Source organism: Paraplanobispora siamensis (assembly GCF_016863175.1).
Lineage (GTDB): Bacteria > Actinomycetota > Actinomycetes > Streptosporangiales > Streptosporangiaceae > Planobispora > Planobispora siamensis.
This window is the reverse complement of record NZ_BOOJ01000005.1, coordinates 14,721-33,608: the sequence shown is the minus strand read 5'-3', so window position 1 is coordinate 33,608 and position 18,888 is coordinate 14,721. Positions and strand designations below refer to the sequence as shown.

Genomic DNA, 18,888 nt, shown 5'->3' with positions numbered 1-18,888 from the left:
GGGTGGACACGCTTGGACCTCTCGTCAGGGGAATGACGATTCTCCCAACCCACCCCTTACACAGCGCAAGTCTGTATAGAACATGTTATAGACGATCTAGCGGGACGAAGTTACGCACGCTTTGACAAACTCCGTCACTGGCCGCCGCGGCGGCCAGCCGCTCCGCGTCCGGAACGCCGTAGGAGGTCGTCCGCTGCCGCAGCGGCCGCCCGGTCGGGGCCACCATCGCCGCGATGTCGGTGATCGTCTTGAACGAGCCGTTCTCCGAGCCGGCCATCCGGCTGATCGTCTCCTCCATGAGCGTGCCGCCCAGGTCGTTGACCCCGCCCTGCAGGACCTGGCGGCACAGGTCGTCACGGAGCTTCACCCACGAGCACTGGATGTTGGCGATCGCGCCGTGCAGCAGGATGCGGGCCAGCGCGTGCACCGCCCGGTTCTCCCGCGCGGTCGGCCCCGGGCGGGCGATGCCGGCGAGATAGATGGGCGCGCTGTTGTGCACGAACGGCAGCGGCACGAACTCGGTGAACCCGCCGGTCTCCTCCTGGATGCGGCGGATGAGCCTGATGTGCCGGACCCAGTGGGCGTGGGTGTCCACGTGGCCGTACATCATCGTGGAGGTCGTCGGGATGCCCAGCCGGTGCGCGGTCGAGATGATCTCCACCCACTCCTTGGCGGGCAGCTTGCCCTTGGTCAGCACCCAGCGCACGTCGTCGTCGAGGATCTCCGCCGCGGTGCCGGGCAGCGAGTCGACGCCCGCCTCCCTGGCCGCGGTCAGCCAGTCCTCGATGGACATGTTCGTCCGGCTGGCGCCGTTGACGACCTCCATCGGGGAGAACGCGTGGACGTGCATCTGCGGCACCCGCGCCTTGACCGCCCTGGCGATGTCGAAGTAGGCGCTGCCGGGCATGTCGGGGTGGATGCCGCCCTGCATGCACACCTCGGTCGCCCCGGCCAGCCAGCCCTCCTCGGCCCGGTCGGCGACCTGGTCGAGGGAGAGGGTGTAGGCGTCGGCGTCGGTACGGCGCTGCGCGAAGGCGCAGAACCGGCAGCCCGTGTAGCAGACGTTGGTGAAGTTGATGTTCCGGTTGACGACGTAGGTGACCTCGTCCCCCACGGCCTCCCGGCGCAGGCCGTCGGCGATCCTGCACAACTCGTCCAGGGCCGCGTCGTCGGCCCCCGCGCCGTTCTGGTCCCCGGCGAGGTCGAGCAGGACCAGCGCCTGCTCCTCGGTCAGCCCCGCCGGATCGCTCTCCGCCCGCCGCAGCGCCTCCCGGACCTCCCCCAGCCGCACAGCGACCCCGGAGGCGGCGGGCAGGCGCTCCCTGAGGGCCTCCCAGTCGCCGTAGACGTGGTCGAAGTCGTCGCGGCGGTCGGCGGTGCGGCCCTCGGTGTCGACGGCCGTGTGCAGGTCGGTACGGCCCGCGGAGGCGAAACCGCCGTCGGGCTCCTGCCATGGGCGGCCGACGATCTCGGCGTCCTCGCGGGCCAGGCCGGTCGCGGGGTCGGCCAGGGCCGCGACGTGGGCGCCCAGGCGGGGGTCGAGCCAGGGCTCGCCGGCGAGCACGTACTCCGGGTAGATCGTCAGGCGCTCCCGCAGCGTGAACCCGGATGCGGCCGTGCGGGCGGCGAGCTCCTCGATCTGCGGCCAGGGGCGCTCGGGGTTGACGTGGTCGGGCGTCAGCGGGGAGACCCCGCCCCAGTCGTCGATCCCGGCCCGGATCATCAGGTCGTACTCGGAGTCGACCAGGTTCGGCGGGGCCTGCAGGCGCACCTTCGGCCCCAGCACCAGGCGGGCCACCGCGATCGTGGCGGCCAGCTCCTGCAGATCGGCGTCCGGCATGCCGCGCATCGCGGTGTCCGGCTTGGCGCGGAAGTTCTGGACGATGACCTCCTGGAGCCCGCCGTACTCCCGCGCCACCTTCCGCAGCGCGAACAGCGACTCGGCCCGGTCCTCGACCGTCTCGCCGATGCCGATCAGGATGCCGCTGGTGAAGGGGACGTTGGAGCGTCCCGCGTCCTCCAGCACGCGCAACCGTACCGCGGGGTCCTTGTCCGGGGAGCCGTAGTGCGGCTGCCCCTTCTCCTCGAACAGCCGCCGCGAGGTCGTCTCCAGCATCATGCCCATCGAGGGCGCGACCGGCTTGAGGCGCTGCAGGTCGCGCCAGGTCATGACCCCCGGGTTGAGGTGCGGCAGCAGCCCGGTCTCCTCCAGCACCCGGATGGCCATCGCCCGCACATAGGACAGTGTGTCGTCGTAGCCGTGCGCGTCCAGCCACTCCCGCGCCTGGTGCCAGCGGTCCTCGGGCCGGTCGCCCAGCGTGAACAGCGCCTCCTTGCAGCCCATCGCCGCGCCCTGCCGGGCGATCTCCAGGACCTCGTCCGGGCCCATGAACACGCTGTCGAGCTTGTGCGGGGCGGTGGCGAAGGTGCAGTAGCCGCAGCGGTCGCGGCACAGCCGGGTCAGCGGGATGAAGACCTTGCGGCTGTAGGTGATGATCCCGCGCCGCCCGGCGGCCTCCAGACCGGCGTCCCTGACCCGCCCGGCATGGCCGAGCAGGGCCTGCAGGTCGTCGCCGCGCGCGTGCAGCAGCACGACGGCCTCGGCCTGGTCCAGGGTCTTCCCGTCGCGGGCCCGGGCCAGGGACCGGCGCATCGCGGCATCGGTGGGGTTCACGCTCATGCCCGCACACTACGGCGCGGCGGGCCCTTCCCCCGAGCCGGGTCTACCGTGCAGACCCAGAGTATTCAGTGCCTCTAAACTGATCTATGAAGAAAGTCTCGATAGACGTAAATGCTTGCGCTTGCATAGATTAGAGGCACACCGCAGGACCACTCCCCAGGAGACGGAAATGATCTGGTTCATCCTCGCCCTGTTCGCCATCGCCGCCCTCGCCCCGCTGATCGGGGCGGACACGCGCGACGGTCGTGACTGGCAACGCTCCGAGCCCGACCCCTACGAGGTCAGAACGCGCGATAGTCGCGTGCCGGCATTCGCGGCCCGCGAGCGGGCGGCCGCCCACCGGCCAACGCCAGTAGTCGGCTGACCCGGTGGCGGTGCCCCCGGTAGGGAGCCAGCAGCCGCAGCATCCCCGCGTCGTCGGTCCGCCGCCCGGCCAGCGACCAGCCGACCAGCGACGGCAGGTGGAAGTCGCCCACCGACAGGGCGTCGGGATCACCGTGCGAGCGCTGGCGCACCTCCGCCGACGTCCAGACCCCGATGCCGGGCAGCGCCCGCAGCAGCAGGTCCGCCCGTGCGCTGCCCCCGGCGTCCTCCAGTTTCGCGGCGTGCCGCGCCGCGTTGGCGATCGTCCTGGCCCGTACGGCCTCCGCCCCGGCCCGGTGCCAGTCCCACGACGGGATCGACCACCACACCTCGGGCTCGGGGAAGACCCGCATGCCCTCGGGAGCCGGTCCCGGGGCGGGCTCGCCGTAGCGGGCCAGCAGCCACCGCCACGCCCGGCGAGCCTCGGCGGTCACGACTTTCTGCTCCAGCACCGCGGGGACCAGCGCCTCCAGCACCCGTGAGGTCCGCCCGATCCTGAGCCCCGCGTGCCGCACGGCCGCCTCGCGCACCACCGCGTGCCCCGGCACGAACCCCGAGACGTCGTCGTCGGCGCCCAGCAGCGCCGGAAGCGTCTCCAGCAGCCACTGCGCACCCGCACCCCAGGCGAGACCCAGCACCTGCGCGCCGTCCCGGCCGATCCGCAGGGTCCCCGGCCCGTCGGGGGTCCGGCAGGTGCGCCAGATCGCCCCGTCCGGGGCCTTGCGCCAGGTGGGATCCGCGTTCCCGCGCCGGTGCGGCCGCAAAGTGAGCTCCAGGTCGAGCGGGCCCGGCGGCCGCCAGCGGCGCTGCCTCACGCGCGGCGGGGCCGCGACGCGGCGCAGGTCCACCTTCTCGCTCTCAGACGTCGCTGGAGAAGCGGATCGCGCGCTCGGGGAGCGTGACGCCCGGCCAGAGGCGGCTGCCCGCCAGGAGCTCGTTGCCCGGCCCGACCACCGCCCCGTCGCCGACCACCGCATCGCGCAGGACGGCGCCGGAGGCGATGCGGGCGCCGGGCCCGACGACCGAGTCGGTCACCGTCGCCCCGGAGCAGACCACGCTGTCGTCGCCGAGCACGCTCCCATTGACCTGCGCGCCGGACTCGACGACCGCGCGGGCGCCGATCGTCGTCCCCCCGTCGACCTTGGCCTCAGGCGAGATCATGGCGCCGGGCAGGGCCAGCAGCTCGCCCACGGGCCCCGGCAGGGCCGGCGAGGTCAGACGGCCCAGGACCAGGTCGCGCGAGCCCTTGACGAAGGCCGCCGGGGTGCCCACGTCGAGCCAGTAGGCGGAGTCGGGGTAGCCGAGCACCAGGGCGCCGGACTCGATCAGCCCGGGGAAGGTCTCCCGCTCGACCGAGACGACCTCGCCCTCCGGGATCGTGTCGATGACCGAGCGGGTGAAGACGTAGCAGCCGGCGTTGATCCGGTTGGTGACCGGGTTGGGCGTCTTCTCCAGGAAGGCGGTCACCCGGCCCTCGTCGTCGGTCGGCACGCAGCCGAACCGCGAGGGGTCCTCGACCTCGGTCAGGTGCAGGGTGACGGCCGCCCGCCGGGCGATGTGCCGGGCCACCTGGTCGGCCATGTCGTGCCCCGACAGGATGTCGCCGTTGAGCACCAGCACCGGCGCGTCCGGCGCGCAGGTCAGCGCCTGCGCCGCGTTGCGGATCGCGCCGCCGGTGCCCAGCGGGGTCTCCTCCGTCATGTACTCGAGGGTCAGGCCGAAGGCCGAGCCGTCGCCGAAGGCCTCACTGAACATCTCAGCCCGGTAGGACGTGGCGAACACGATCCGCCGCACGCCCGCCTGCCGGGCCTGCGCGAGCTGGTGGGCGAGGAAGGGCACTCCCGCCGTGGGCAGCAACGGCTTGGGCGTGCCGAGAGTGAGCGGACGCAGGCGCGTTCCCCGCCCGCCGACGAGGAGGATCGCCTCCAGCTCCGGCAAAGAGGTCTCCGTCATCCCGCGAGGTTAGCTCACTCTTCGGCGGCTCGCTGGTAGGCGAGCATGTGCGCCTCCGCCGATGTCTCCCAGGTGAACTCTCTGGCGCGGGCCATCCCCGCCGCCGAGAGCGTCTGCCTGCGCTCGGGCGAGGCCAGCAGCTCGCGCAGCGCCTCGGCGATGCCGGCCGCGTCGGGCTCGGTGTAGGCCACCGCGTCGCCGCCCACCTCGGGAAGCGAGGCCCTGTAGGTGGTGAGCACCGGGGCGCCGCAGGCCATGGCCTCCAGGACCGGCAGCCCGAAGCCCTCCCCGCGCGAGGGGAAGGCCACCACGAGCGCCCCGCCGAGGAAGCCCGACAGGTCGCCGAAGGGTAGGTAGCCGGGCCTGACCACGCGCACCGCAGAGGACACCTCCTCGACCGCGGCGTCCACGTCGGCGTCGTGGATCCCGCCGCCGAGCACCAGCGCGGGCGGCTCCTCGATGTCCTCCACCGCCCTGGCGAAGCCCCGGATCAGGTTCGGCACGTTCTTGCGCGGCTCCAGCGCGCCCAGGAAGGCGACGTACGGCGTGCCGTGCAGGCCGAGCCGGTCGGCCACGTGGTCGATCTCCTGCGGGGTGGGCCGGTGGAACAGCGCCGGGTCCACGCCGTGGTAGGCGACGTCGATCCGGGTGGGGTCGGCCCCGAGCACCCGCACCAGCTCGTCCCTGGTCGCCTTGGACGGGACGATCACCCGGGAGGCGCGCCGTACGGAGCTGCGGGTGGCGCTGCGGAAGAACGAGGCCTTGACCGAGCTGTGCTGGGAGGGGTCGGTGAACCAGGTGACGTCGTGCACGGTCACCACGGTCGGCACGCCGGAGCGCAGGGGGATCGAGTAGTAGGGGGCGTGGATCACGTCGGCGCCGGCCTGCTGGGCGAGGACCGGGACCCCGGTCTGCTCCCAGGCCAGCCGGGCGGCCCGGTTGGTGATCGCCGGAGGGCCCGACATGATGCGGGCGGAGGGCGCCAGCCGGGCGTACCGCTCGGCGTCGGCGCGCTGGCACACGATGGCCAGATCGGCCCCGGCGCGGGCGAGCGCGGCCAGGAGCCCGTCGACGTATCTGATCAGTGCGCCGCGATCAGCCGGGACGGCGGCCGCGTCGACGAGCACACGAGGCGTCACGAAGGATCGCTCCCCTCAACGAGCACGCGGGACCGGCAGTCCCCTCTGCGATTCACCCTATTGCCAGAATCCCCCGAAGCGTGAGACGAATCACACTGCTTTTCCCGGGATCGCATCGTTCCCGGCGTCGTCCCCGACGACGGTGCCGCGCCGGGCCGCCAGTCCCGCCGCGCCCGCGCAGACGAGGTCGCCCAGGATGATCACGACGCGTGAGCAGAGGGCCGCCGCGATGGCGGACCCGCGGTCCATCAGGGGCGCCAGCACGGCCACCATGGCCACCTCGCGCACCCCCGCCCCGGCCGGGACCACGAACGTCATGATCCCCAGGCACCAGGACAGCGCGAACGCCCCGATGCAGAACACCACCGCCGAGGCGCCCGAGGGGCCGAGCTGGTGGACGATCGCGGCCAGGTGCAGGCCGTAGGCGATCCACCCCGACAGCGCCCAGCCCAGGGCGGCCAGCATGCCCCGGCGGGTCAGCGGGCGCTCCAGCGGCGCGCGGCCCAGTTTCCGCAGCCCGAACCCGATGACCGCGTTGATCACGCGGGGCTCGAACGCCACCGCGAGCACCGGGATCAGCAGGAACATCCAGGCGTACGGCGCCGCGGCGCCCGGCCGGGCGGCCAGCAGCGTCACCGCCGAGACCAGCAGCCCGCTGCCGAGCTGGACCGGCATCGTCAGGAAGAACGCCGCGGCGCTGCGCGGGCGGGGGACGCCCAGCTCGCGGCCCATCTCCATCTGGGCGAGCACCGGCCACAGGGAGCCGGGGATGTACTTGCCGAGCTGGCCGACGAAGAAGACCTTGGCCGCGGGCCGCAGCGGCAGCGGCGAGCCGAGGTCGGCCAGCAGCGACCGCCACGTCATCATCCCGCCGCCCAGCGCCGCGACGACCGCGAGCAGGGACAGCGTGAGCGACGACCACGACAGCCGGGCGAACCCGGCGCGCACGGCGTCCCACTGGCTCGCCACCGCCCACGCCCCGAAGCCCAGGGCCACCAGCAGGAACGCGAGGCGGACCAGCCGCTTCACAGGGTCTGGACGGGGTCGGGGGGCTGGGGCAGGCGGGGGCCGGCCGGGCGGCGGGCGCTCTTGGTCGCCACCCACAGGTAGGTCGGCACCACCGGCAGCAGCGCGCGCAGCACCGCGCGCGGCAGCCGGGACAGCACGCCCTCGGCGGCGCGGCCGGCCGCCCCCGGGAACAGCTCCGACCCGGCGAAGGCCGCCGGGGTGGCCAGCACCGGGAAGGTGTAGTCCCACACCCGGAAGCCCCGGGCCATCCTCCGCAGCCCGCGCCGGGTGCGGTAGCGCTCGTAGTAGCTGTCGGCCCGGCCGAAGAGACGGACGTAGCGGTCGGCCAGGGCGGGCGGCAGGTAGGACAGGAACGGGAGCCTGTAGTGCGGCTCCATGACCCCCAGCCGGTTGCCCAGCCCCAGGTAGAGCACGCCCTCGTCACTGAGCACCCGATGCATCTCGGCCATGATCGCGTCGGGGTCGACCACGTGCTCGTAGATGTGGTTGAAGACCAGCACGTCGATCGAGCCGTCGGGGAAGGGCAGCGCGGTGCCGTCGGCGCACACGAACGTCACCCGCTCGCCGAAGCGCGCCGACGCCTTGCGCAGGCCGGGCACGTCGATGTCCACGCCGAAGGTGCGGGCCGCGCCCGCGTTCGCCAGCTCGTCGGCGATGAACCCGGCCGAGCAGCCGATGTCGGCGACGGTCAGCCCCTTCAGGACACCTTCGTCCCGGCCGAGGAAGTGGCCGAGCACGGCCACGATCTTCGCGGCCTTCCTGCGGCGCTTGTCCTCGTCCAGCATCGCCGCCTGGAACTCGGAGTACTCAAGCTGCGCCACTCGTTTCGTGCTCACGGGGCCCTAGGCTACCGGCGCGGCCGAACCCTACCGCCGAGTAATGTCAACGTCGTAGTCTTGGCCAATGCTCAGCCGTCTGCGATCGAGCCGCCTGCTCCGCGTTCTGCTGGCGCTGGTCGCGCTGGCCTTCGTGGGCTACGGCCTGGCCCGTAACTGGGACGACACCGTCTCCGCGCTCACCCGGCTGTCCTGGTGGTCGGTGACCGGGGCCTTCGCCGTCGTGATGGCCGGGGCCGGGATCATGATGATCGCCTGGCAGCGGGGCCTGGCCGGACTGGGCTCCGCCTTCCCGCTGCGCGCCGCCGCCCGCGTGCTGTTCGTCGGCCAGCTCGGCAAGTACGTCCCCGGGTCGGTCTGGGCCTACGCCGCGATGATGGAGCTGGGCCGCGACCACGGCTGCCCGCCCCGGCGCACCTTCGGCGGCACCTCGATCGGCCTGGTGATCTCGCTGGGCTGCGCGGTCGGCCTGGCCGCCGCCACACTCCCGTTCACCGCCCGGGACGTGGCCGAGGAGACGTGGTACCTCGCGCTGATCATCCCGGTGATCCTGGTCTGCCTGCACCCGCGGATCCTCACCTGGGGGCTGAACCTGGCGCTGCGGCTCGCCCGCCGGGAGCCCTTCGACGAGGTGCTCTCCGGCCGGACCCTGCTGGAGGTCACGGCGTGGACGATCACCGGCTGGCTGGTGTACGGCCTGCACCTGTGGCTGGTCCTGGGCGACCTGACCGGTGACTTCTCGCTCTATCTGCTCGGCGCCGGAGCCTACGCCTTCGCCTGGGCCACCGGCCTGCTGTTCGCGTTCATCCCGGCCGGGGTGGGCGTGCGCGAGGGCGCGATGGTCCTGGTCCTCGCGCCGACGATCGGCACGGCCAACGCCCTCGTCGCCGCCGTGATCTCCCGGCTGGCCTTCACCTTCACCGACGTGGCCTGGGCCGGGATCGGCTTCCTGCTGGGCCGCCGTCAGCGCCCGGTCGAGCCGGCCGCCAGCAGCGCCTCGACGTACGCCGCCCAGTAGGGCTCGGGGTCCACGGCCTTGACCCCGGCGCGCAGCCGCTCGGGCTCGCCCGGCTCGTAGAAGCGCGTCAGCGCCGCGCGCAGCGCCTCCACCGACCCCGGCTCGACCAGCAGCCCGTCCACGCCGTCGGTGACGTGGTCGCCGAGCGTGCCGACCCGGGTGGCGATCACCGGGACGCCCTGCTCGTGACCGAGCCACACCTGCTGGCTGGCCGTGCCGCTCCGGTAGGGCAGCACCAGCGCGTCCACGTCCTCGAACAGTCCCGGCACGTCCTCGGCGGCGACGTAGCCCGGCCGCAGCTCCACCCGCCCGGTCAGGCCCAGCTGGGCGATCAGCGCCTTCGTCTCCTCCAGGCCGCCCCAGAACTCCCCGGCCACCCGCAGCGAGACGCCCGGGGGCAGTGCGCGGATCAGCAGGTCGAGCCCCTTGTACGGGCGGACCAGCCCGAAGAACAGCAACCGGCCCCGCGCCCCCAGCGGCAGGGTCCGCGTCGCGGCCCTGGCCGGCAGATGGGGGGCCATCTGCGCCACCGTCACCGGCGCGGGCGCCAGCTCGCGGGCCAGCGCCGCCTGCTCCTCGGAGTGCGCGAGCACCCCGTCCACCCGGCGCAGCAGCGCCCTCATCAGCGGCGCGTCGTACGGCTTGCGCTCGTGCGGGAGCACGTTGTGGCACAGCGCCACCACCGGGGTCCGGCGGCGCAGGCCGTACAGGATGCCGAGGTAGGGCGGGACCTGCACCGGGCTGAGCACCACGAGGATCACCAGGTCGGCGGTGCGCAGCCGGCGCCCGCACTCGGCCCAGCCGTCCGGGCGGCGCCAGTCCAGCCGCCGGAAGGAGCGCGGGTACGGCTCGCCGTCGGGGCTGTCCACCGTCTGCTGCCCGGGATACAGGAACGACGGGTACTGCGCCTTCCACGACTCGATGACCACCTCGTGCCCGGCGGCCGCCAGGCGGTGGGCCAGCTCGGTGGTGTGCGCGGCCCCGCCGCCCTTGTACGGGTAGGTCGGCCCGATGATCGCGATCCGCATGGGTCACTCGCTCCTGGAGCGCACGATGAGGTCGGCCAGCAGGGCCAGGGACCCGATCAGCAGGCCGGTCACGAAGATGATGATCGTGTTGTTGGCCAGGTAGAACGGGTTCTTGATGTTGTCGTAGATCCCCTTGACGATGCCGATGCCGACCAGCCAGATCGCGGGGGGCATGAGGACCTTGAGCGGGTTGAAGTACATCACCATCCGCAGCACCTGCAGGATGTAGCGGTAGGCGTCGGAGACGAAGCTGAACTTCGACTTGCCCGCCCGCTTGCTGTACTCGATCGGCAGATAGTAGACGTCGTGCTGGTTCGACAGGAACGACAGCGTGATCGTCGTGACGCAGGAGAAGCCGGGCGGCAGCAGCCGCAGATACGGCTTGGCGACCGACTTGCGGAAGGCCCGCAGGCCCGAGTTGAGGTCGGGGATCTTCTGCCCGGCCAGCCGCTCGGCGACCTTGCGGATGAACCACTTGGCGGGGACCCGCAGGAACTTGTGCGAGCCCTCCTCGGTGGTCCGCGCGCCCACGACCTGGTCGATCGTGGAGTCCTTCTCCAGGATCTGGACCAGCTCGGGGATGCGCTCGTTCGGGTAGGTCATGTCCGCGTCGGTCCACACGACGATCTCGCCGAGCGCCTCCTGCGTGCCGATCCTGCGCACGGTGCCCGAGCCGCCGTTGCGGTGGAAGGCCCTGATCCGCATGTTCGGGAAGCGCGGCGCCGCCTCCTGCAGGCGGGCGAGGGTCTGGTCGGTGGAGCAGTCGTCCACGGCCACGAGCTCGTAGGTGTAGCCGCTTTCGTCCATGGCCCGGCAGATGCGCTCGACCTCGTCGATGACGTGGTCCTGCTCGTTGTAACAGGGCAGGACGATCGTGACGTACGGCGTTGCGTCCACAGCTGATCCACTCTCGGGGGTCTCGGGCGTGCTCACGACGGGCGAGGATACTCTGCCCAGCTCGCGACCGTACCCACATCATCGGGTTCGGCCGCCCGCGAGGGCTACCGGTCGTCCCGGACGGGGGTCACCTCGCGCACGCCGGGCAGGGGCTCCAGCGCCCTGACCATCTCCGCCGTCCCGGCGGGCCCGGCCGGGCGGAAGAGCTTCACATAGAAGGTCTCATACAGCTGGTCCGGCTGGACGGGCTGGTCCCGCTCCGGGAGCCTCGGCCCGTAGTGCCCCAGCAGCCGGGCCAGGTGATCGCGGTCCTGCAGATAGACCGTCTCGACTCCGGGCAGCTCCCTGAGCCGGTCGAGGACCGCCTCCTTCTCCGCCCCGGTCGCGGCCCCCGCGATCCCGCCGGAGCGGTTCTCCGTGCACTCCTCCCTCGGCGCGTCCGCCGCCGCGCAAAGATGGACCGCGACGTCCGCCTTCCCCGCCCAGAAGTCCACGGGCACCCGGATCACCCTCTTGACCTCGGGGAACGCCGTTATCTTCGCGACCACCGCGGCGAAGTCGCCGCTCCGGCGCAACGTGCCCCGGAGATGGGCGGTGAAGGCCACCCCCTCCGTCTCCTGCGGCTCGCCCCTGGCGGCGTACAGGGCGAGCGTCTCCCTGCGGTTGTCCTCCTCGCTCACATAGGCGACCCCGGCCAGCTCGGGCATCGCCCTCATGCGCGCCGCCACCGCCAGGTGCTCGGCCTCGTCGGCCTTCCTCCGGCCGGGGCACAGGCCCTCCCCCGGGCCGTACCCGCTGCACAGCAGCACCGTGAACCGCGTCTGCTCGGGAAAGGCCACCGCCGGCGGGGGCGACGGCTCCTGGGAACGCCGGTGGAGATACCAGCCCCCGGCCCCGCCCGCCGCCAGCAGCACCGCCGCCGCGACGCAGACCGCCACCAGCCGGGGGTGCGCCCTCGACCACGCCCGCAACCGCGGCTCCCGGTCCGGGTCGCCGCCGCCGAAGGAGAGCTCCTCGTTCCGCGAGGACGACTCGTCGTGATCGGGGAAGGACATGCGACGACTATCCCAAATCGCCCGCCCGCATCACCAGGAGTACCCGACGGGGTACACGCCCCCGACCCCGGGCAGGTCCTTCACCGCCCCGGCGACCGTGGCGCGGCCGGCGGGGTCGGCGAGCTTCACGTAGAAGGTCGCGCGGGTGCGGTCCACCCGCGGGGTGGTGTGCTCGGCCGGGTCCTGCGGCTCGTACTGCCGCTTCAGCCGCATGAAGTCCTCCCGCTTCTGCAGGTAGACCGTCTCGACGCCGGGCAGGTCCCAGAGCCGGTCGAGGATCGCCTCCTTCTCCGCCTCGGTGGCCGGGGCCCCGCTCCTGACCGTCCGGCCCTCCTGGCATCCCCGCGCCGGCCGTTCCCCCTCCGCGCACAGGGCGACGGCGAGATCGGCCTTCCCCTCCCAGGCGTCCGGGAGCTCCCGGAACACGGCGACGACCCCGGGGATCTCCTTCAGCCGGTCCGCCACCCCCTTGAAGTCCTCACCGCGGCGGAGCACGGCCTCGACGCTGGCGTGGAAGAACAGCTCGTCCGCCCGCTCCGGCTCGCCGATGGCCGCGTAGTAGGCCAGCGACCTGCGGCTGTCCTCCTCCTTGCTCACGAAGGCGACGTCCGCCAGCTCGGGCATCGCCCGCATGCGCGCCGCGATCGCCTGACCGTCGGCGTCCGTGACCTCCCCCCTGCGCAGGCAGCTCCACGCCTCCACCCGCTGACCGCACAGGTGGACCACGACGCGCACCTGCCCGGAGTCCCGCGCCTCGGGCGGAGGCAACGGCTCCCGGGAGCGCTCATAGAGATGACGCCCGCCCACCACGGACGCGCCGATCAGCACCAGCACCACGGCACACGCGGTCAGCAGCCTCGTGTGCGTCCTCAACCACACCTGGAGCCGCGACTCCCGATCCGGGTCACCGTCACCGAAGGAGAGCTCCTCATACCCCGGACCGGGTTCCTGATGATCAGGGAAGGACATGGAGCGACTATGCCAAATCTCCCAGACGACGGCCATCCCGAGATATCCGTCATGCAGGGATCGGCTCGGACCGCACAACCGCCCGGGCGGCCTATCCCGTGGTCGTCCATACGTTGATCGAAAGGGACCAGGTGCCGTCGGGTGCCTCGACCAGGGAGCGTTCGTCCTGGCGGGTGCGCAGGGCCATCGTCTGGACGGGCGTGCCGTACGGCGTGAGCTGGGCGGGCTCGGCGGCGAGCAGGACGGGGACGCGGCCCGTCTCCCGGATGCGGCCGATCAGGCGGGTGACGTCGCCGGGGGCGGGTGTGTCCTCGCCGTGGGAGACCTCGACCCCGGCGGCGGGGAGGCCGCACACGCCCCGGACGAGCTGGGTGAAGCGGTCGGCGGTGACCCGCTCCACGAGCAGCACGGAGGCGTTCTCCGGCAGGGCCGCGCACATGGCCTCGACCGCCGCCCGCTCTCCCCGACCCACCGGGGTGAAGGCGGTCCCGATGGAGGTCACGGCCGGTGGGACGACCAGGAGCACCACGCCGAGGACGGCCGGCCCGGTCCGGGAGGCGGCCAGACGGGCCAGGGGTGCGATGAACCGGTCCCCGCGCCCGGTGGTCCCGTTCCGGGCGGCCTCGCGATCCCTCCGCCCGGCGATTCCGGTTCGGGCGATGTCGCGGTCGTTCTCGGCTTCCCTCTCCCGGGCCTTCTCCTCGATCCAGCGCAGTCCCCAGACCGCGAGCAGGACCAGGCCGGGGATGATCACCGGGACCAGCCGCCGGGCGGCGAAGGGGTGGTCGGGGGTGATGGCCGGGCGGTAGAGCGTGGTGACCGTCGTCCAGCCGATGATCATGAGCGGGAGCAGCCATTCGGAGGCGGCGCCCCTGACCAGTCTGCGGACCAGTACGGCTCCCGCGAGGGTGGCCAGCACCACGGCCGGGGGCCCGATGTACCAGGCCACCCAGTGCAGCGCGTCCTCGTAGTAGAGCCGCGAGCCGTCCACCGGCAGCCCGTTCGCCGCCTGGGTCTTCCCGATGAAGTCGGAGGTCAGCAGGTCCTCGGGGGTGGTCGCGTGACGGGTCACGGTCTGCAGCCACGGCCGGGCCGCGAACAGCCCCATGACGAGAACGACCGCGCCCGCCGCCAGGCCCGGCAGCCACCGGACCCGGGCCAGGCGCCCGAGCGGGCCCGCGAGCCGGGGGGCGAGAGCGGCGGCGGCCACGGTGAGGAGCAGGACGGCAGCGCAGACGGCCAGCAGGGGGAGCAGGGACCCGGAGAGATAGTCGAGGTACGGCGCGGCGAGCACGACGGCGGCGAGCAGGCCGAGCCCGGCGCCCGTCAGCAACCCGGCCAGCAACGGCACCCCGAGCCGCCCGTCCCCGCGAAGCCCGGCCCCCTCCGGGAACCCCTCGTCCCGGCGCTCGATCCGGCGCAGGGCGATCAGCAGTCCGGCGTACACCAGCACGGGCAGCACGTCCCGCAGGCCGTCGATCCTGACCAGGACGGCCAGTCCGAAGACCAGCCCGGCCAGAGCCGCCGTGGCCGTGGCGCCCTGGGCCGCGCGCAGGCGGGTGCGGGCGTCCAGCAGCAGGGACATCCCGCCGAAGATCATGATGAGGGACGGGATCTCGCTGAAGGCGGCCCGGGAGGTGTACAGGATCGGCATGCCGACCGCGAACGCCAGGGCGGCCAGGGGCGCCCGGCGGGGCCCGGCCAGGCGGGCGGCGGCTCCGGCGAACACGAGGACCGCGAGGGCGCCCAGGACCGGCGGGGTCAGCAGCAGCCCCGGCAGCCCGCCCAGCCAGTGGCCGATCGCGTGGACCATCGGGGGTCCCGGCATGAACTGCGGCACGACCGCGCCGCCGTGGTCGTAGAAGCCCACGCTGCCGAAGCTCAGCGCCGGGTCCTGACCGCCGAAGGCCGCTTCGCCGTACGGGATCGGCAGGGAGCCACGGGTGGCCAGCCAGGCGGCGTACTGCGCGTAGGTCGCGGGGTCGCGGCGGACGATCAGTTGTTCGCTGTGCAGGACGGCGTTGAAGATCCCCGAGCCCAGGGCGATCGCGGACACCCCTGCCGTCTGCCACCCGGTCGCCGGGGCGGGCTCGGGCAGGCGGCGCAGGCCGTACCGGCACAGGAGGACCGCGGCGGCCAGCCCCAGCGGGACGACGACCTGCGGCCGGAACCAGCCGAGCATGAGCAGCGGCAGCCCGGCCAGCAGCCAGCCCGCCAGCGCGAGCGCGGGAACGGCCGACGCCACGGCGAGCACCCGGCCCGCCGAGAGCCCCCGCACACGATCCAGCCGGCCGGTTGTCATGACCCCACCGAGGGTAGCGGCACCCGCCGCCGCGATGGCCCCGGGGAGGCGAAGGCCCCATGCGGTGACGGCCCCCGGGCGGCGGTGGAGTCGGGGTCGCAGGCGACCGGGAAGGTCCGCGGGGGCGGCCGGAGCCGATAGCGTACGCGCAACGTGCGAAAGGGGCGGGGTTGGGCGGGCGGGAACGGCGGTGGCGGGTCCGGGAGCGCCGGTGGTTCCCGGCGATGCCGGGGCGGGAGCGCCGGTGGTTCCCGGCGATGCCGGGGCGGGAGCATCGGTGGTTCCTGGCGGTGCTGGGCGTCGGGGCGTTCCTGCGGCTGGTCGCGATGCTGGGCTACCGGCCGGCCATCTGGTTCCCCGACTCCTACACCTACGTCGTCACCGCGTTGAAGCCCCGGCCCGACCTCGTCCGTCCGGCCGGGTATTCCATGCTCCTGCGGCTGCTCGAACCCCTCCACAGCTTCGCCGCCGTCGCCCTGGTCCAGCACCTGCTGGGCCTCCTGGCGGGCGTGCTGGTCTATCTGACCGCCCGGCGGCTGGGCGCGCCCGGCTGGGCCGCGACCGCGGCGCCGGTCCCCGTGCTGCTGGACGCCTACCAGATCCAGCTGGAGCACCTGCTGGTCTCCGACGTCCTGTTCACCGCGCTGGTCCTGGGGGCCGTCTGCCTCGCGGTGTCCCCGCGCCTCGAAGGCCGGTCGCGGGCGGCCGTGGCCGCGGCGGCGGGGATCGGGCTGCTGCTGGCGGCGGCGACGCTCACCAGGACCGTCGGCCTGCCCCTGATCGTGCTCTTCGCGGTCTGGCTGCTCTACCGGGCGCGCGGGCGGGTCCTGGCGGCGGGGGTGATGCTGGCTGCGGCCATGCTGCCGGTCCTCGGGTACGGTGCGTGGTTCTACGCGACCTACGAGCGGACCGGCATCGTGGGCGCGAACGGGGTCTTCCTCTACTCCAAGACGATGACGTTCGCCGACTGCGCGGTGATGAATCCCCCGGCGGACGTGGCCGTGCTGTGCGACCCCCGGCCGCCGGAGCAGCGCCCGCCCGCCCAGGAGTACATCTGGAGCGCCGACTCCCCCCTGGTCAAGCTGCCCGGCATCACCTTCACCGAGGAGAGCGACACGCTGGCCGGGCGCTTCGCGTCGCTGGCCATCTGGAGCCAGCCGCTCGACTACGCGGGCTCGGTCCTGTCGGAGCTGGCCCGGACCTTCCGCTGGGACCGCCCGGTCTATCCGGACGCGGAGATCTACGGCTACTACCGCTTCCCCGCGCAGCCGCCGCCTCCGCCCGGGCGCTATCCGGCCACGGTGGGGGCGGAGTTCGCCCACCGCTACGAGCAGGGGCCGATCGCCACGGTGATCGTCGAACCGTACGCCGGTCTGCTACGTATCTACCAGGACATGATCAGATTGCCCGGCACCGTGCTGCTGGTGATCCTGATGGCCCCGCCGGTGCTGGCGGGCGTACGGCGGTGGGGCGGGCGACGGGCTCGGCGGGAGCGACGGGCCGGAGAGGGCGTGCGACGGTGGCGAGCCGGCGGGGACGGCGCAGAGGGTACGGCGGGCCCCGCGGCGTGGGTGATGCCGTGGGCGACGGCGGTGGCGCTGCTCGTGATGCCGCCGGCGGTGGCGCAGTTCGACTACCGGTACGTCCTGCCCGCGGTGCCCGTCGCGTGCCTGGCCCTGGCCCTCGCGATCCGGAGGGCTTCTTTCAAGAACATTCCATGAAATGTCCGAATTTGAGTATGCTGGGCGACCGGATTATCACGACGGCAGCAGGGGGCGGTCATGACCAAATTCCGTTCATCACGGCTCCCCGCACTCGCCACGTGACCTACTCTTTGGGCGCAATGAGCCAGCTGAACCAGCGCAGCGTGTTGCCGCCAAGCGAGGAGATCGCATGAGCGACCACCGGCATGTCGCCGTGAAGGACCGCCGGGTCGAACCGACCGATCCGGGACGCAGGGCCCTGCGGCGTGCGGGCGACGACGAGCCTCCGGCGACACAGCCGAGTGTCAGGCGGCCCCGCGGCGGCAAGCGCAAGAGCGCGATCAGCGCGGGCGGATGGGTCAGCATCGTGATGACCGGCGTCCTGGTGGTCGGCACGCTGGCGGGCTACAAGTTCTACCGGGACATCGAAGGCAACATCAAGCGCCAGGACGTCGAGAAGGACCTCGGCGCCAACCGCCCGCCCGAGACCGGCGCGCTCAACGTGCTCCTGGTCGGATCCGACAGCCGCGAGGGCGACGCCAACAAGAGGTACGGCCAGCACATGCAGGGGCAGGGCGAGCGGACCGACACGATCATCCTGCTGCACGTCTCGCCGAACCGCGACAAGGTCACCCTGGTCAGCTTCCCGCGTGACTCGATGGTCCAGGCCCCCGAGTGCAAGAACCCCAAGACCGGGGCGATCATCCCGGCCGGCCTCAAGCAGATCAACTCGACCTTCAACGACGGCGGCATCGCCTGTACGTGGAAGACGATCGAGACGCTGACCCAGATCCACATCAACCACTTCGTCAAGGTCGACTTCGCCGGGTTCAAGGGCATCGTCGACGCCCTCGGCGGCGTCGAGATCTGCCTGCCCAAGGACGTCTACGACAAGAAGGCCAAGCTCGACCTGAAGAAGGGCAAGCAGATCGTCAAGGGCGAGACCGCCCTGGCCTACGTGCGCGCCCGCTACGCGCTCGGCGACGGCAGCGACACCGACCGGATCAAGCGGCAGCAGGTCTTCATGACCCAGGTGATGAAGCAGGCCACCAGCTCCTCCCTGCTGACCGACCTCGGCAAGCTGAACGACTTCCTGAAGGCGGCCACCGCCTCGGTGACGATGGACCGCAACCTCGACACCGGGCGGATCCTGGAGATCGCCCGCAGCGCCGGGTCGCTGACCGAGAAGAGCATGACGTCGGTCACCGTGCCCTGGAAGCCGTACGAGCCCAAGCCCGCGCAGGTCGAGTGGAAGCAGCCCGAGGCCAACGAGCTGTTCGAGGCGATCCGCACCGACGTCGAGGTGACCCCCGCCCCCAAGGCCAGCGCCAGCGCCCCGGCGCGGCCGACCGTGAAGAACGAGCAGGTCCGGGTCCAGGTCATCAACGGCACCGGCAAGCCCGGCCTGGCCACGGAGGTCGCCGGCAAGCTGGCCGCCCAGGGCTTCGTGGTGACCCACGTCGGCAACGCCTCCGCGGCCGGCGGCGGCCCCGTGCCCGCCACGAGCGTGCGCTACGCCAAGAAGGACGCCACCGACGGGACCGTCCACGCCGACACCCTGACCGCCCGGCTCTCCGGCGAGCGGCTCACCCCGGCCGCGGGCAAGACGAAGCCCAGCGACATCACCCCCTACCCCGCCGCGCCCGCGACGGCCTCGACCCTCACCGGCCCGGTCGTCCAGCTGGTCATCGGCGCCGACTGGAAGGGCGTGCGGGTGCCCAGCATCCCCACCTCGCTCAAGGACAAGGTCATCGACCACACGACCAACCCCTGCCAGTGACGGGTTCCGGCGCCGCGGGCCGCTCCGGGCGTCCCGTGGAATCGAAGAGTCACAATTTCCCGCTAACCCGTTCAAACATCTCGGCCTGTGCGACAGGTGGTGCGTAAGCGGTTTAGGGTGGGCAGGTCGGTGAGGC

General features: G+C 72.6%; 14 protein-coding genes. 3 read left to right on the top strand and 11 right to left on the bottom strand.

Features of this window, described 5'->3' with window-relative positions; all coding sequences use genetic code 11:
- Positions 1-85 precede the first annotated feature (85 nt).
- The 6 genes from Psi01_RS01655 to Psi01_RS01630 all read right to left on the bottom strand — a co-directional run bounded on the left by Psi01_RS01655 (position 86) and on the right by Psi01_RS01630 (position 8,000).
- Entirely contained in the window at positions 86-2,680 is a 2,595-nt protein-coding gene (locus Psi01_RS01655; RefSeq protein WP_204062101.1) for a bifunctional FO biosynthesis protein CofGH, read from the bottom strand.
- Between the two features lie 281 nt (positions 2,681-2,961).
- On the bottom strand, positions 2,962-3,891 hold the full coding sequence (locus Psi01_RS01650) for a DNA-3-methyladenine glycosylase family protein (protein WP_239126934.1): 930 nt from the start codon (positions 3,889-3,891) through the stop codon (positions 2,962-2,964).
- 10 nt (positions 3,892-3,901) lie between these two features.
- Entirely contained in the window at positions 3,902-4,996 is a 1,095-nt protein-coding gene (gene manB / locus Psi01_RS01645) for a mannose-1-phosphate guanylyltransferase (RefSeq protein WP_204062100.1), read from the bottom strand.
- 14 nt (positions 4,997-5,010) lie between these two features.
- Positions 5,011-6,135, bottom strand: a complete 1,125-nt coding sequence (locus tag Psi01_RS01640; RefSeq protein WP_239126933.1) for a glycosyltransferase family 4 protein — start codon at positions 6,133-6,135, stop codon at positions 5,011-5,013.
- A 90-nt stretch (positions 6,136-6,225) separates the two neighbouring features.
- Positions 6,226-7,164 carry a lysylphosphatidylglycerol synthase domain-containing protein gene (locus Psi01_RS01635; protein WP_204062099.1) on the bottom strand — a complete coding sequence of 313 codons (939 nt, stop codon included), beginning with the start codon at positions 7,162-7,164 and terminating at the stop codon, positions 6,226-6,228.
- The gene (locus tag Psi01_RS01630) at positions 7,161-8,000 is read right to left on the bottom strand and encodes a class I SAM-dependent methyltransferase (RefSeq protein ID WP_204062098.1); all 840 of its coding nucleotides are present in this window, start codon (positions 7,998-8,000) and stop codon (positions 7,161-7,163) included. The genes Psi01_RS01635 and Psi01_RS01630 overlap by 4 nt, the downstream gene beginning before the upstream one ends.
- Before the next feature lie 67 nt (positions 8,001-8,067).
- On the opposite strand from Psi01_RS01630, the gene Psi01_RS01625 reads away from it, so the two are divergent.
- On the top strand, positions 8,068-9,018 hold the full coding sequence (locus Psi01_RS01625) for a lysylphosphatidylglycerol synthase transmembrane domain-containing protein (protein WP_204062097.1): 951 nt from the start codon (positions 8,068-8,070) through the stop codon (positions 9,016-9,018).
- Here the strand turns inward: Psi01_RS01625 and Psi01_RS01620 are convergent.
- From Psi01_RS01620 to Psi01_RS01600, 5 genes are all read right to left on the bottom strand, one after another.
- Entirely contained in the window at positions 8,964-10,046 is a 1,083-nt protein-coding gene (locus tag Psi01_RS01620; RefSeq protein ID WP_204062096.1) for a glycosyltransferase family 4 protein, read from the bottom strand. The genes Psi01_RS01625 and Psi01_RS01620 overlap by 55 nt on opposite strands.
- A 3-nt stretch (positions 10,047-10,049) precedes the next feature.
- The gene (locus tag Psi01_RS01615) at positions 10,050-10,979 is read right to left on the bottom strand and encodes a glycosyltransferase family 2 protein (protein WP_204062095.1); all 930 of its coding nucleotides are present in this window, start codon (positions 10,977-10,979) and stop codon (positions 10,050-10,052) included.
- A gap of 68 nt (positions 10,980-11,047) precedes the next feature.
- A complete protein-coding gene (locus tag Psi01_RS01610; RefSeq protein WP_204062094.1) occupies positions 11,048-11,998 on the bottom strand; it encodes a permease-like cell division protein FtsX in 951 nt (316 codons plus the stop codon).
- A gap of 30 nt (positions 11,999-12,028) precedes the next feature.
- On the bottom strand, positions 12,029-12,967 hold the full coding sequence (locus Psi01_RS01605) for a permease-like cell division protein FtsX (RefSeq protein ID WP_204062093.1): 939 nt from the start codon (positions 12,965-12,967) through the stop codon (positions 12,029-12,031).
- Between the two features lie 91 nt (positions 12,968-13,058).
- Positions 13,059-15,269: a hypothetical protein gene (locus Psi01_RS01600; RefSeq protein WP_204062092.1), complete on the bottom strand. Its 2,211-nt coding sequence runs from the start codon at positions 15,267-15,269 to the stop codon at positions 13,059-13,061.
- A 224-nt stretch (positions 15,270-15,493) separates the two neighbouring features.
- Between Psi01_RS01600 and Psi01_RS01595 the strand changes: the two genes are divergently transcribed.
- Together Psi01_RS01595 and Psi01_RS01590 are read left to right on the top strand one after the other, a co-directional pair.
- Positions 15,494-16,990 (top strand): glycosyltransferase family protein, encoded by a 1,497-nt coding sequence (locus tag Psi01_RS01595; RefSeq protein ID WP_239126932.1) that lies wholly within the window; start codon positions 15,494-15,496, stop codon positions 16,988-16,990.
- Between the two features lie 172 nt (positions 16,991-17,162).
- The gene (locus Psi01_RS01590; RefSeq protein ID WP_204062091.1) at positions 17,163-18,752 is read left to right on the top strand and encodes an LCP family protein; all 1,590 of its coding nucleotides are present in this window, start codon (positions 17,163-17,165) and stop codon (positions 18,750-18,752) included.
- The last annotated feature ends 136 nt before the right edge of the window (positions 18,753-18,888 follow it).